Here is a 14984-nt window from a genome sequence, read left to right on the forward strand (position 1 = left end):
TGGTTTTTTATGTCTATTCGAAACTTAAAAGACGGCTCGAAAAAGCCGTGGCTATGTGAATGCTATCCTCAAGGAAGGGATGGTAAGCGTGTTCGTAAAAAGTTTGCTACTAAAGGAGAAGCCAAGTCTTTTGAGTTGTTCACCATGAAAGAGGTGGATGATAAACCTTGGTTAGGCAGGAAGACAGATAGCCGCCGTTTACAAGACTTGCTTGATACTTGGTGGCAAGTCCACGGGCATACCGTGAAAACAGGTAAGAACTCCTATGCTGTTATGGAAAAAACGGTCAAGATGCTTGGCAATCCATTGGCCCGACTGTTTACGGCGAACGACTACCTTTATTATCGTGCCAATCGTGTGAGCCATCATCCAACAAGGCCTGATATTGTTATATCTGCTACCACCCACAATATTGAGCTCAAAACCCTAAGAGCGATGTTCAACAAGCTCATCAAGTACGGTCACTGGGATATGCCAAACCCACTTACTGGTATTGAACAAGTGGCTAGCAGTGAGCGAGAGTTAGCTTACTTGACCAAAGAGCAGATTAAGCCATTTCTTGAGCGTGTTCGGAACGATAATAGCCCTTCAGCAGAACAAATATATGTAGCTTGTAAAATCTGCTTAGCAACTGGAGCCCGAATTGGGGAAGCGTTAAGGTTAAAATGTTCTCAAGTTAGCCGAAAGAAATTGTTCTTCACTGAAACGAAGGGCAAGAAGAATCGCTCAGTGCCGATTTCAACTTCTTTGTATAATGAATTATTGAGTGTTGCAGTTAGTGAGCATGCTTTGTTTGATGTTCGTTATTATGCGGCGTGGGAGTGCGTGAAACGTGCTCTACCTGATCATGTTCCTAGTGGACAAGCTACACATATTTTAAGGCATACTTTTGCAAGCTATTTTATGATGAACGGAGGGGATATTTTAGTTCTTCAAAGGATTCTAGGCCATAGTAAAATTGAACAAACGATGGCTTATGCGCACTTTTCTCCTGACCATCTCATGCAAGCTGTTCAGCTCAATCCACTCGAAAATTAATGGCGACAAAATGGCGACAACCGTCAATTAACCTCGGTTTTACTCGGTTATAGTCAGCTTGTCGCCATTGTTAGCTTCAACTAGATTTTATATAAATCAGATATTTATGCGGTTTCTGCGTCTTCTCCGATAAAACCACCAGTTTGGTGAGCCCATAGTTGCGCGTAAATGCCGCCGTGGTTAATAAGCTCTTGGTGCGAGCCTTCTTCAATGACTTCACCTTTATCTAGAACAATCAAGCGATCCATCGCGGCAATAGTAGAGAGTCGGTGCGCAATGGCGATAACCGTTTTCCCTTCCATTAACTCATTGAGGCTTTCCTGAATGGCCGCTTCTACTTCGGAATCGAGTGCTGATGTAGCTTCGTCCAAAATAAGAATCGGTGCGTTTTTCAATAGTACGCGCGAAATAGCAATACGTTGTCTTTGACCACCAGATAATTTTACGCCACGTTCACCTACTTGAGCATCGTAACCTGCGTTGCCAAACGGGTCGGTTAAGGTATCAATGAACTCATGTGCATGAGCTTGTCGAGTTGCAGCCAAGAGCTCTTCTTCGCTGGCATCAGGCTTACCATATAAGATGTTGTCTCGAATTGAGCGGTGTAACAGCGACGTATCTTGCGTCACCATGCCGATCTTGCTGCGCAGTGAATCTTGGGTAACTTTATCAATGGGTTGTCCATCAATACGAATACTGCCACCCTCAACATCGTGAAAACGAAGTAGCAAGTTCACTAAGGTGGATTTACCTGCGCCGGAGCGACCGACTAAGCCGACTTTCTCACCCGGTTTAATATTAAGGTTTAAATTGCTGATGACGCCTTTGTTCTCACCGTAGTGAAAACTGACATCATCGAACTCAATACCGCCTTGATCGACCTTAATTGGTTTGGCATTAGGCTCGTCCTGGATAGCGATAGGTTTTGATAGGGTTTTAATACCGTCAACGACCGTACCCATGTTTTCAAACAACGCACCTACTTCCCACATGATCCACATCGACATCCCGTTAATACGCAGTGCTAAACTGATGGCGATCGCAATAGAACCCACGGTAATGGCGCTGTCCATCCATAGAGAAATGGAGATAGCGGCAATTGAAAACAGCAGAATGTAGTTTGCCAGTTGAACGGCAACATCAAAACCCGTGACTAGACGCATCTGTCGATGGACGGTGTCTAGGAAGCCTTCCATGCCTTCTTCCGCATACTCAGTTTCGCGACGGCTGTGTGAAAACAGTTTAACGGTAGAGATATTGGTGTAGCTATCAACGATACGACCTGTCATTAAAGAGCGCGCATCGGCTTGTTCTGAAGCCACTTTTTTGAGCTTTGGTACAAAGTAAATTTGGATACCAATATACGCAAAAAGCCAGAACAGCATAGGTAACATCAGACGTAAATCGGCTTGCGCCAAAATCACCAACATGGAAGTAAAGTAAACGGAAACATAAATAAATACGTCCGCCGTCTTCATGACAGTTTCACGAACAGCAAGTGCCGTTTGCATCACCTTAGTAGCGACGCGCCCAGCAAAGTCATCTTGGTAAAACGATAAGCTTTGCTTGAGTAAGTAACGGTGTGCTTGCCATCGGATGGACATTGGGTAGTTGCCGAGCAAGGTTTGGTGCGTAATTAATGAATACACCAAGATTAACGCAGGCATTACAAACAATATCACCAAGCCCAACCACATTAGTGTTGCGCCGTTTTCATCCATAAAGGTTTCAGGATTACTCGACGTCAGCCAGTCAACAAGCTCACCCATAAATCCAAAAAGGGCAACCTCGATAATAGCCACTGTCGTGCTGAGCAGCGCCATAAGCAGTAATGGTTTTTCAAAGCCACGCGTGTAGTGTCGACAAAACGCAAAAATGCCCTCAGGCGGCTGATCGGGTTCTTGCTTTGGAAAAGCTTCTGTGAAATTTTCAAAGCGCTTAAACATGATTCACCTAAATCGTTAGAAAGCCCGTGTTTCAACGTTAATTCGAGCTTTCGAGAAGAGACAAAAAATCCTCCAATCCGAGGATAAGAGTAATAGTAAGAGCGAATTTATAATGTAATTTTACATGGCGAAAGATCCATTTCGCGGGTTAGAACAAGAGAAAGAAATCTGAAAATTCAGATATGAAACAGTGTATAACCTTTAATCAAACTGCTCAACAATTGTAGCAATTTAACCGCAGAATATTGGCTGTGACTCTCACCTTACCGTTACCTTACTCCGCTGATGAAGTTAGGTTTACAATATAGGTGGCAGTGATTATTACTGTATTTTTTAAAATATCCAGTAATTAACGGTGGAGGGAAAACGAAAAAAACACGTATTCAGTAAATTAATATTTAACACATTATTTACAATTTAAAGATTGTTGCACGCAAAAGTAGTTAAGTGGACCCTCTATGAATCATGGAATGACAGTTAGTATCGAAACAGCTGAGCCGACGCATCTTAGTCGATCAGTTCAAAATGCCAATTGTGTGGTGATGGTACCGCCGAAAGAGTTTGGTTTTAATGCACAGACGGCAGCCGATAATGAATTTCAACACCAAGTTTCTCTTGATGCCGATTCTGTAAAGCAAAATGCAATGTCTGAGTTTAAAGCGATGGTCTCTGGCTTGCGCCGCGCTGGCGTTCAAGTGGTTGAGTTTGACTATCCTATGGATGCCAGTGAAACACCTGATGCAGTCTTTCCGAACAACTGGTTTAGCACCACCCATGAAGGTGCCTTCTATACCTTCCCTATGGCTTGTAAGAATCGGCAACAAGAAGTGAGGCCACAGGCGCTGATTGATAGTCTTGGAGCTGCGGGAAGAAAAGTAGTCGCTGTGGACTCGTTGACCAATTACATCGAGCAAGGTGCTTTTTTGGAGAGCACGGGTGTGATGGTAAAAGATCATGTTAACAAAACGATTTATGCGGCACTCTCTCAACGATGTGAGCGTGAAGCACTCGAAGACTACGCCAAGCGCATTGGTTATCATCGCGTCGTATCATTTCAAACGGCGCTGCCATCTGGGCAACCGATCTACCACACCAATGTGATGATGGCAGTTGGTGAGCACTTTGCGGTGATTTGCTCAGAAGTGATCCCTGAATACGAACGTCGATTTGTAGTGAAGTCTTTGGCAAACACAAAGCAGGTGATTGATATTACACTTGAGCAAGTTAATCAGTTTTGCGGCAATATTTTGCAACTTGAAACGGTTAATGGTGACAAGGTGATCGCGATGTCTAAATCCGCATTCGATGCGTTCAGTCCCGCACAAAAACAGCAATTGTCTACCCACGGAAAACTGCTTCCTTTTGATGTTTCTACCATTGAGAACATTGGTGGAGGTAGCGTGAGATGTATGTTGGGAGAAGTGTTTCTACCAACACGAGTGAAGTCTCTGTAAGCAATTTTCTTGCTATTTATTATCATAACAGCCGCGCCCTTAAAAAGGTTGCGGCTGTTGTCTATTCATAGTTTATGAATGTGCTTATTAGCGAGAATGACGTCCACGAGATGAGCGGTTTTTGAAAGCAGAGGCAGCTTTAGCTTGAGACTTCAAAATAGAATCAACCGTCAGTGCCATTGGTTCTTTAGGTTCTAATCCATGAGGAAAAGTGCGCGCACGTGGCGGTAAATCGTACTCTTCAGCAGAGGCACGAGGCATACGCTTAAAACGATACAGATAGAAGTTCTCTAACTTTTCTCGTGCCCACTCGGTCTTCTTGAGATATTTCACACTGCTAGCAATCGACGGGTTAGTATGAAAGCAGTTAAAGCGCATCGCTGTATCAAGAATGTCCCACCCATAAAAGTCGACTAGCTCTTGCAACATTGTTTCTAATTTAAGGCCATGTAATGGGTTATTTTGTTGGAGTTCGATTCTTTCTTCATCTGTCATCATGAAAAGTCCTTACATCAGTCGGTGATTAGTAAGACGATGCTTATGAGCATACATTACTCAAGGGAAATAAAGCGCGAAGTCTAACAAAGTAGCTTTAATTGACCTAAATAAAATATCCCTTTAATTTCCGGTTAAATTTGCAACATTTTTATAAAGTATCCGCTTTCTTTATAGAACGGCGATTTAGATTTTTAATTCGGTCAAGCTTTGTTTAAGGTTCGTATCCTGCTACTCCTCTATTCTGAATTACATATCACTCTATCTAGTAAATCCATTTAGATTTAATGGCTACTAAGTCAATTTTCTGTAATTTATTGTTTCTTATTAGTGAGCCAATTTGGGTTATTAGACTGCTTTTTTCTAAACATGACCTCGATCGAAATATCATATCTAACATCTGATATATTAGTTTGCGAAATGTTAATGAGTTTAATATAGAGTGAATGTATGAAAAAAATTGTGATAACAGGTGCGACAGGTCATCTGGGAAACAAGCTATATGAGTACTTATCGCAAAACGATCAACTGGATGTGTGGGGTCTTGATATAAGACCAAGTGATAACCCCCAAATTATTGTTGGTGACATTACCCAATATGATGACGCTTGGGTGGATGTCTTTGCAGATTGTTATGGTGTAGTCCATTTAGCTGCAGACCGAGATAATCAATGTAATTGGGACTCTGCAATTCCTAATAATATCGATGCGACTATCAATGTTTTTCAAGCAGCTGCAAAACATGGCGTGAAACGTTTTGTATTTGCCAGTTCCAATTGGGTTGTAGGTGGCTATCGATTTATCGATGCTCGCCTTACACCTGACATCTTACCTAATCCTGTAAACCCTTATGGTGTAACCAAATTAGTTGGTGAGCGTATGGGGAATTTCTTTAGTGAGCAATATGACATGAGTGTGGTCAGCGCGAGAATTGGCTGGACTCAATGGACTCATGATAACCAGCCTGGTGCGCACATGGAAATGGGGCGTTGGGGGCAACTAATGTGGCTGAGTGACCGAGACTATCTGCATGGAATGGAGCGCTCGCTTTTTGCCGAAGTTGAAGGTCATGTCGTTGTTAACCTGATGTCAAACAACAAAGGCATGAAATGGTGTCTTGAAAGTTCGGCTCAACAGATCGGTTACCAACCTCAGGACAGTGCAACAGCTGAATTACCTATAACGATAAGAATTAAAGAGTGCATTGCTTGGCTAGGACAACGGCTCATTCCATCTCTAGGGAAATGGGTAAACAAACCAAGCTTTTAATTAAAAATAACAAACAAAAGGAATGAAAAAATATGAGTGGGAGTAATCACTACCTCTGGTTTATCTGTTTAGTATCTGCCTTAGGTGGATTCTTCTTTGGGTTTGACTTAATTGTTATCTCAGGGACGATAAGTCTGGTAAAAGCTCAATTCGGATTTTTGCCATGGCAAGAAGGCTTTTCCGTTAGTAGTGCGGTAGTTGGCGCTATTGCAGGGACGGCGGTTGCAGGGAAACTCAGTGACCGTTTTGGTAGGAAAAACAACTTATTTTTGGCCGCGTTAGTGCTATTCATTTCAGCGATGGGCTGTACGTTTGCCTCCGATGCTAACTCGTTAATCTTTTATCGATTAATTGGTGGCTTTGGCGTGGGCGTTGCAACGCTGGTGTCACCTCTCTACATTGCTGAAATCTCTCCAGCCAATGTAAGGGGTAGAATGGTTACTTTGTTCCAGTTCGCTATCACTGTTGGGATAATGATATCACTCTTCTCTAACGCAGCGATTAAGAACTGGTCAGACTCTCTTATCGCAAGCGGAAAGTTAGAAGGTACCTTAGGCTGGTTGTTCGGTTCAGAGCCTTGGCGTGGAATGTTCTTGGCGGAAGGTATCCCGGGCATTTTCTTTGTACTACTTTGTTTATTAATCCCAGAGTCACCTCGTTGGCTGATTAGTAACGGCCAAGAAGATAAAGCAAAACAGATCATTTCACGAGTGGCTGGAAAGCAATGGGCATCAAAGCAGATCAGTGAAATTAAAGAGGTTATCTCGGAAGAAACGGGTAAGTTCTCTGATTTATTTAAGGGCGGTTATAAAACGGCACTCACGATTGCCGTTGCATTATCAATCTTCTCTGAAATGAGTGGGATCACAGTTGTGTTCTTTTATGGGCCTACCATTCTTGAAAAAGCAGGACTTTCACTGGGTGATTCGTTAGGCGGCTTTGCTATCATCGGCATCGTGAATGTGCTCTTTACCGTAGTGGCGCTTTGGCTTATGGATATTTCCGGTCGTAAAAAGCTGCTTCTTACAGGTACTGTTGGCGTGATTTTGGCTCATACAGCGATTGGTATTCTGTTCTTGAATAACTATGACACGGGCTTTGCTCTTGTATTCTTGATGTGTGCATTTGTGGCCTTCTTCGCCTTCTCAATGGGACCTATCAAGTTCGTTATCATGAACGAGATCTTTCCAACTAAAGTGCGTGGCCGAGCTGTCGCCATTGCCACTATCACTATTTGGGTGTGCCAAGCATTCTTGAACCAGTTCTTCCCGATGCTTCGAGAAATCATCCCAGTTGGTGCAATTTTCATTTTCTTTGCTCTAATTTTGGTACCGCAGATCTTTTTTGTACTCAAGGTGATGCCAGAAACCAAAGGAATGTCGCTTGAAGAGATTGAGCAGCACTGGAAAGCGCAGTCGAACGAAGAAGAGCAGAGCGAACTAAGTTCAGCGAAAGCATAAAGACCTTTCACCTAAGCGAAGTTTCTTCGCTTAGGTGATGTTGTAAAAGGAATATTGAATGATTGATGCTCATAAAAGTCCGTCGACACACAAGAAGTATATGTATGTAGCTAGCTATACTTACCCTCATTCTGCACCCGGTTCAGACACGGTTAGTACAGCAAAGGGCATATCAGTGTATGAGATTGACGACAGCGGTAACCACGAACTTATTCAAGTCATGGAATCGGCCAATCCATCTTATCTCTCATGTAATAGCGATCAGTCCATCCTATATTGTGTCAATGAGCTGGGCGTGGATGATAGGAAGATGGAAGGTCGAGTTAGTGCATATCGAATAGACGCTCACACCGGTTTATTAACCTTTTTGAACACGCAATCTACCAATGGTAATTGGCCTTGTCATTGCGAGGTTACGCCTTGTTGCCGCTATTTAGTGAGTGCCAATTATGGAACTGGAAACTTTATTGCTCATAAAATTGAGCAAGACGGTTCAATCGGTTTACTAGTCGATGAAGTCATGATTACGTTGGACAAAATAGGTGCCGACCCTAATCGTCAATCAGCATCACATCCACATATGATGACGGCTCATCCTTCCGGAAAGTTCTTATTTGGCGTCGATTTAGGGAGTGATAAAATTTACACATGGTCAATACAGCAAGAAGATAGGGTGCTGTCTCCCATCGCTCAAGCTTCAACACAAGTGGCTTCTGGTAGTGGACCTCGCCATATGGTAAATCATCCTAGTGGTCAGTTTGCTTTTGTACTCAATGAGCTGTCGTCAACATTAGATGTCTTCATCGTTAATGAAGCTACTGGGAGTATGGTTTGGAAACAATCAGCGTCTTTGCTACCGGCAGATACCGACTTTCAACGACCGATATTTGACCCAACCAATCCAGGCAAAGTTCCCGTGGGAGGTAATACTGGAGGAGCAATTTGTATTAATGATGATGGGAGTTATATCTATGCCACTAACCGCGGAATGAACAGCATCGTGGTATATGCTGTGTGTGGTGAATCTGGCAAGGTGACGGCAATCGACTGGGTTTCGACAGAAGGTTGTATTCCAAGAGGCTTATCAATAGAACCTGATGGAAATTATGTGGTTGTGGGTAACCAAAACTCTGACACGATTGCTCGGTTTAAGATCGACAAACGAAATGGAAAGTTACAACAAAACTCTCAAATAATACATTGCCCAGTACCGACAGACTTTGTGTTCATTAATCGATAAAAATAAAAGCATTCAAAAGAAACGGTTTTGAATGCTTTTACTTGCTTCCTAAAACGCACTCTACCCCCGCCTAGATAGACGAATATAAAGATACAAGGACAATACGACTAATCCACTACCGAGCAATTTGTAGCCACTTAGTGATTCACCTAGTAAGGTTACGCTCATGATCAGTGTCCATATAGGCTCCAAGATCATAATTAGTGCTGCGACTTCAATATTGGCTGAGTGCTGACCTACAGTCTGAGTTAAATATCTCAATGCAGTTGCGACAAAAGTCGCGATTGCGAACCAAACCCAAGTATTATCAGAGTAAAGCAGGGAAGGCGCACCATGAATGAGATAAAGTAGCAAACCACTCATTCCTACCACCCACATTTGCAAACAAATAGAAGATAATGGGGAAGCGGCACTGCTGGCGCGTTTGTTTAAGACAAAATGAACGGACAAAAGGCAGGAGGAAAGCAAAAAGTACCCCTGACTGATATCGATCCTCCAACCATTTGTCAGGGTGAGAAAGACCATGCCTACTATAGCGATAGGTAAGGAAAGCCAGAATGCTCGGTTGGGACGTTGTCGGAATAACACCCAGCGCGTGAGTGGAGCAATAATCATCGCCAAGCTCATGATAAATGCTCCTTCGGAGAGGCTCTTGGTGATGCTGACAGCGTAGACCCAAACGTGTATCGATAACGCTAGCAAGATACCGATAGCGCTCAGCTTCAGAGCCAATGTCATCGAGAGATGTTTTAGTTCCTTCCAACAAAAAGGCAGCAATAGCCCACTAGCAATAAAAAAGCGTCCCGCGATAAAGGCGCTGCTGGCCATCTCTTGTAAAACATATTTTGACGCGACCCAGCCAACAGCAGCAAAAAGAGTAGCGATAAGTAGATACCATTCTCCCCTGACAGAACGCACCATAGCTTTTCTCCTTATTCAGCCTCTGGGAACATGACAACAATTTTGCCAACCGTCCTCTGCTTTCTCATTTCCATTAGCGCTTGAGCTGCTTGTTCAAGATCGATGGTTTGAATGTGAGGAGGTTTAATCGCGTTTTGATTGAGCAATAGGTTGAATGACTCTCCCGCCTTTAAAATTGAGTTCCGGCCTTTGATGCCATTATTGTAGCCAGCGCCCAGACTCAGTTGATGAACTCCTATACCTCTTGCTTTGGCTTGTCGATATTGGTTTAGGTCTGCTGTTCCGACAAGCTCTACCATCTCGCCGTCAAATTCCAGTGCCTCCGCACAATAAAACTCAGATTTGCCACCCACACAATCAAGGGCGATATTAACGCCAGAACCATGAGTTATTGCCATGATTTCTTTAACCACATCTTGTGCTTGGTAATCGATGATATGAGTAGCGCCGAGGCTTCTAACGTAATCAATATTGCGACCAGAGCAGGTCGTGATGATTGTCTCAAGCCCAAAATGCTTGGCAATTTGAATAGCAAAGCTACCCACGCCACCAGAACCGCCAGCAATGAATATTGAGTTACGGTTTTTTATCTTCAGTTTGTCGAACAACGCGCGCCACGCAGTCCAACCTGCACAAGGTGTGGAGGCAGCCATGGCAATAGGAACATTCGGTAGTCGTGTTAATGTACGATTGTCTTGTAAGCAAAACTCGGCTAAGCCACCATGCTGGCTAAACATATTGCCGTGAAATAGCACTTTGTCCCCAGCTTTCCAGTTGTCGACTTGCTCGCCGATAGTGACGATTTCACCAACGACATCAAGACCTACAACAAAATCGTCTTTCATGTCATTCACCAATGTGTGCCAGTTTACAATTTTGGTATCGACGGGATTTAAGCTGCAAGCAAGAACTTTTACCAAGACTTGGTGAGTATTAGGAGTAGGAATAGACAAATCCTGAATCTGAAACTTATCGATGGAAGGCTGATAGGTCAGAGCTTTCATGTTGTGGTCTCCAAAAACAATAAAGGAGCTTTCGATTGGGGTCGAAAGCTCCAGAAAGGTCACTTGGGGTGAGTGACTAAATAAGGTTCGCCTTCTGGGCGACATAAATAGAGCCAATAGCTGACAAATCATGAACATCTTCACAGCGAGTCACAGAGTTATCAGGGAATTGGTAATTAAGTAGCGTAGCGGTCGCTTCGCAGAGCAATCCTGAGCCACCAATGTACACTGGAGTTTCTGAGTTAAAGTGCAGTTGTGGAGCGGAGCTTAGAGCCTTTATGTCAGAATGTAGTATCACACCGATTAGGAAGCTGGCGAGCTGCTCATGCTGTTTGCCACCGAATTGTTCCTGAAGTCGAATCATAAACAGAGCGTGACCAAGACCATAACGGTCAGCCGATTGATAACCTTCTAATAGAGACTCGTTGCACAACGTATCAGAAAAACGGTCTTCCAATGAGTTGGTAAGAATGGTGTGGTGCGTCACGATGGCATTTAATTCACCAGCAAGCGTGGTGCAGCACCCTCTAATTGTCTGCTTAGAATCAACCGCAACAAACTTTGAGTGTGAACCAGGGAGAGCAATTATGGCGTCCTGTTCAATGTTAAACAAATCAACAATCGCTAGTGCTTCAACTTCTTCACCTCGCATGATATCCAAACCAACAACAGACTGAAGGTTTTCAGTATCGAGGTTTTTCACGCCTGGTATAAAGTGGATTGGCAAAGCTGAAACTTCTGGAATCACAACCGATTTGATGTTGTTGGCAAAGCTCTCGAGAGAAACTGGAGCGACAAGATGTGGAACCTCGTATAGACCTAAGTTAGAGGTAATCATCCCAGCGGCTAGTATGGCTTCTATGTCCGAATCTTGCAGAGAGTGAGTCTTTTTCAGCTGACTAATAGCATTGGCAATAATACTAATCAATTGCTGATTATTGCCGTCGATACTGGTATTACGAACACCGATATTCGCCTTAACCAGATCAACGCGTTGTTTACCATCAAATAGCGCTACGCGAGTATTGGTAGTGCCAGTATCTATTGTAATGATCAATGGAATATCCCTCTGAAGAGACCCATTTTTCAATGGGCCTCTATCATTGTTTAGATGCGGCCAAACTTAGCTAGAAGCTGCTCTACTGTTGCACCGTTAAGAATCTCTTCACGCACTTTCTTTTCATTTTCAGCAAGCTGTTTAGCTGCTGGATAAACTTCTTCTACAAATTCGTAAGGAACTACGGTTACACCTAGCTCATCTGCAACCACTAGGTCACCAGGTTTAACAATTTGGCCACCAGCAACAACTGGTACGTTGATTTCGATTGGTTCAGTGCGGCCGGTCTCTGCTGAGTGTGCTGCGCGCGGTGATACAGAGCGAGATGCGATTGGGAAACCTAGCACTTTTGACTCATCAGTATCACGAACAGAACCGTCAACAACTGCACCGACAACACCTGCAGCGCGAGCTAGGCCAGACATTAAGCCACCCCAGATTGAGGTATTTGGTGTGCCGTTTGCGTCTATAACAACCACATCGCCCGGTTTAGCAATGTCGAAGATTGGAAGACAATCAACGATGTCGCCTGGCTTAAGTTTTACAGTAAGTGCAGTACCAATAAATGGCTTGTTTGATGAACGGAATTTGATCTCGTGATCCATAACACCATCGCGTTTAAACGCATCACTAAAGACCGCACTTACGCTCAAAACATCAGTCATTTCTGCACACTTTGCGATGAGCTCTTCGTTTACTTCTGGACGAGGGTTAATGATTTTTTTTGCGTATTCCATTTTTACTTCCTAATAGATTCAATCGCTTGCTTAAAACGACAAGCATTTTGGTAGATTTTTTCAAATTCGTTGTTTGCAACGAGAGTGTTGTTGACCAAGTTAGAGCCAATACCAAACCCAACTGCGCCGGCTTTAGCGAAGTCTGGGATGTTGTCTGCATCAACACCACCAACAGCAATAAATTTAAGATCCGACAGGGGGGCACTTAATGCAGCTAGATATTCAGGTCCTAACAAACCACCTGGAAACAGCTTGATAAAGTCAGCACCAGCTTCATTGGCTTGTACGGCTTCGGTTGGTGTCATGACGCCGGGTAAAGACACCATGTCGCATTCGCGAGTTGCTTTAATGACGTCGGCATTAAAGTCTGGGGAAACGATAAATTGTCCACCCAGGGCTTTGACAGCTTTGACTTGCTCCACCGTAGTGACGGTGCCTGCCCCGAAAATCAGTTTGTCTTGAAACTCGCTGGCGAGAATATCGAGTGCTGCCAACGTATTTTCGTCACCGTTTTTTCGGTCAAATGTCACTTCGACTAAACGAATTCCGCCGCTGTAAAGTGCTTCCATCGTTGGGCGAACATTGTCCAGGTCAAGACCACGAACAATGGCAAACACCTGATGCTCTTCAATGGCGGCAATAGTTGTTTGTCTCATGATTACTGTTCCGAAATTGGTGTTTTGACACGCGCTACTGGATCGAGAGGCTCACCACCTAATAAGACGGCTTTCGCGTTTTCTGCGGCAATGCGACGACATTCTTGGAAAGCTTCTTGTGAAACATAAGCAACATGTGGTGTCACAATACAGTTGTCTAAACCAAAAATTGGGTTGTCATTAGGGTTCCAATTATCGAGTTTCGCAGGCTCTTCTTCTGGATCATCAAGACCGGCAGACGCTATCCAACCTTCAACAAGTGCTTTGTAAAGTGCTTTGTTATCAACAACTTTCCCGCGGGCACCATTAACAAGTACGGCATTCGACTTCATTTGACGTAGACGATCTTCATTGATTAAGCGGTCGGTTTCTGGTGTATGTGGACACATCACATTAACGACGTCAGACGTACTGATCAGAGTATCAAGATCGACTTTCTCTACGCCAAAGGTGTTCATATAAGAACCTGATACATAAGGATCAAAAGAGATAACTTTGAAACCCAATGCAGTCATCTTTTTGGCGATGTTTTGGGCAATGCGACCAAAGCCAATCAAACCCCATGTAGAAGAGCGAAAACGTTTAGGAACTAAGCCGTCGATATCCCAGTGCCATTGGCCCTCATGGGTGAATTTGTTGTAGGCAGGAATGCGTCTAAACAGTGTCAAGCCTAGTGAAATTGAGTGATCAGCGACTTCATCAATACAGTAGTCTGGGACGTTAGATACTTTGATGCCGTGGTCATAACACGCTTCTACATCCAAAATATCCACGCCAATACCGTAACGACAGATGATCTTACAGTTGTCTAGCTGCTCAATAGTGGTGCGAGGGATTTTGGCATATTGCTGCAAAATAGCGTCAGCGTCTTTAGCTAACTCACCAAGTCCAATACCGGTTTTACATTTTAGGCCGATAACTTCTGCGCCAATTGGTTCCAAAACACTGCGCTCAATCTCCAGATCTGGATAGTCATAGTCGGATACATAGACTTTGAATTTGGTCTCAGCAGTCATGTCACATCACCTCTTTGTTGTAATATTTGATATCTGAGATCTAACATATCAGTTGAATTTTAAGATCGGAATTCTGATGTTTTCAAACTGTGATCAATCACAAGAAACTCGATATTTGACGGTATAATTGATGTTTTTGACTGTTTCTGGCGTTGTTTGAGGTCTATGATATCTGACATATCAGTAATCAGGTAACGATGAGACTAGTATGATGAAATGGTTAAATGACAATTTAGAAGCGGCCCTTGGCGGGTTACTTCTCGCGGGAATTGTAATATTGATTACAGTCCAAGTAGTGATGCGGTATGTATTTCAAAATGCATTGTCTTGGTCTGAAGAGCTCACCTTATGGACGTTTATTTGGTTTATTTGGATTGGTATCGCCTATGCTTTTAAAGAAAGAAAGCATGTAAAAGTTACGTTTTTCCAAGACCTACTTCCGGCGAAGGCAAAACGAGTACTAGAAATTTTGATTGATGTTGCCATTGTTGCCTTCTTATTAACAATGGCATACCAGTCTTACAAGCTTATTACTCTTCCCTATGTTCTATCGCAAAAGTCAGTGGTGCTTAACCTTCCAATTGCCATTATGTATGCATCCGCTCCGGTAGGTTCGCTGCTATCCGTATTTAGAATTATTCAGTTTTACGTTGTAAAACCAACACAAACATCATCGCCAGTAGAGGTATAA

14 protein-coding genes are annotated in these 14984 nt (G+C 43.4%); 6 read left to right on the top strand and 8 right to left on the bottom strand.

Annotation, left to right across the window (positions count from 1 at the left end; genetic code table 11):
- Nucleotides 1-9: 9 nt before the first annotated feature.
- A complete protein-coding gene (locus tag AWH66_RS08710) occupies nt 10-1038 on the top strand; it encodes a phage integrase (RefSeq protein WP_063604715.1) in 1029 nt (342 codons plus the stop codon).
- Nucleotides 1039-1142: 104 nt separating this feature from the next.
- On the opposite strand, the gene AWH66_RS08715 is transcribed toward AWH66_RS08710, so the two are convergent.
- Nucleotides 1143-2984 carry an ABC transporter ATP-binding protein gene (locus AWH66_RS08715; protein WP_063604716.1) on the bottom strand — a complete coding sequence of 614 codons (1842 nt, stop codon included), beginning with the start codon at nt 2982-2984 and terminating at the stop codon, nt 1143-1145.
- A 470-nt stretch (nt 2985-3454) separates the two neighbouring features.
- Here AWH66_RS08715 and AWH66_RS08720 point away from each other — a divergent pair, with 470 nt between their 5' ends.
- Complete coding sequence (locus tag AWH66_RS08720) at nt 3455-4438, top strand: arginine deiminase-related protein (protein ID WP_063604717.1); 984 nt, start codon at nt 3455-3457, stop codon at nt 4436-4438.
- 87 nt (nt 4439-4525) lie between these two features.
- On the opposite strand, the gene AWH66_RS08725 is transcribed toward AWH66_RS08720, so the two are convergent.
- Entirely contained in the window at nt 4526-4936 is a 411-nt protein-coding gene (locus AWH66_RS08725; protein ID WP_062461879.1) for a VF530 family protein, read from the bottom strand.
- 447 nt (nt 4937-5383) lie between these two features.
- On the opposite strand from AWH66_RS08725, the gene AWH66_RS08730 reads away from it, so the two are divergent.
- The 3 genes from AWH66_RS08730 to AWH66_RS08740 are packed head-to-tail and all read left to right on the top strand — an operon-like array spanning nt 5384 to nt 8902.
- Nucleotides 5384-6202 (top strand): NAD-dependent epimerase/dehydratase family protein, encoded by an 819-nt coding sequence (locus tag AWH66_RS08730; RefSeq protein ID WP_063604718.1) that lies wholly within the window; start codon nt 5384-5386, stop codon nt 6200-6202.
- A 32-nt stretch (nt 6203-6234) separates the two neighbouring features.
- Complete coding sequence (locus tag AWH66_RS08735) at nt 6235-7662, top strand: sugar porter family MFS transporter (RefSeq protein ID WP_063604719.1); 1428 nt, start codon at nt 6235-6237, stop codon at nt 7660-7662.
- A 58-nt stretch (nt 7663-7720) separates the two neighbouring features.
- Complete coding sequence (locus tag AWH66_RS08740; RefSeq protein ID WP_063604720.1) at nt 7721-8902, top strand: lactonase family protein; 1182 nt, start codon at nt 7721-7723, stop codon at nt 8900-8902.
- A gap of 60 nt (nt 8903-8962) precedes the next feature.
- Here the strand turns inward: AWH66_RS08740 and AWH66_RS08745 are convergent, their stop codons facing one another.
- From AWH66_RS08745 to AWH66_RS08770, 6 genes are all read right to left on the bottom strand, one after another.
- Nucleotides 8963-9823, bottom strand: a complete 861-nt coding sequence (locus tag AWH66_RS08745; protein ID WP_063604721.1) for a DMT family transporter — start codon at nt 9821-9823, stop codon at nt 8963-8965.
- 11 nt (nt 9824-9834) lie between these two features.
- Complete coding sequence (locus tag AWH66_RS08750; RefSeq protein ID WP_063604722.1) at nt 9835-10827, bottom strand: zinc-binding dehydrogenase; 993 nt, start codon at nt 10825-10827, stop codon at nt 9835-9837.
- A gap of 76 nt (nt 10828-10903) precedes the next feature.
- Nucleotides 10904-11884, bottom strand: a complete 981-nt coding sequence (locus AWH66_RS08755; RefSeq protein ID WP_063604723.1) for a 2-dehydro-3-deoxygalactonokinase — start codon at nt 11882-11884, stop codon at nt 10904-10906.
- 50 nt (nt 11885-11934) lie between these two features.
- Nucleotides 11935-12621 (bottom strand): RraA family protein, encoded by a 687-nt coding sequence (locus AWH66_RS08760; RefSeq protein ID WP_006070181.1) that lies wholly within the window; start codon nt 12619-12621, stop codon nt 11935-11937.
- A gap of 2 nt (nt 12622-12623) precedes the next feature.
- Nucleotides 12624-13277 carry a bifunctional 4-hydroxy-2-oxoglutarate aldolase/2-dehydro-3-deoxy-phosphogluconate aldolase gene (locus AWH66_RS08765; RefSeq protein WP_063604724.1) on the bottom strand — a complete coding sequence of 218 codons (654 nt, stop codon included), beginning with the start codon at nt 13275-13277 and terminating at the stop codon, nt 12624-12626.
- 2 nt (nt 13278-13279) lie between these two features.
- Nucleotides 13280-14293 carry a C-terminal binding protein gene (locus AWH66_RS08770; RefSeq protein WP_006070179.1) on the bottom strand — a complete coding sequence of 338 codons (1014 nt, stop codon included), beginning with the start codon at nt 14291-14293 and terminating at the stop codon, nt 13280-13282.
- Between the two features lie 208 nt (nt 14294-14501).
- Here AWH66_RS08770 and AWH66_RS08775 point away from each other — a divergent pair, with 208 nt between their 5' ends.
- Nucleotides 14502-14984: a TRAP transporter small permease gene (locus tag AWH66_RS08775; RefSeq protein WP_231892996.1), complete on the top strand. Its 483-nt coding sequence runs from the start codon at nt 14502-14504 to the stop codon at nt 14982-14984.

Origin of the sequence: Vibrio barjaei (genome assembly GCF_001639065.2) — a bacterium.
Lineage (GTDB): Bacteria > Pseudomonadota > Gammaproteobacteria > Enterobacterales > Vibrionaceae > Vibrio > Vibrio barjaei.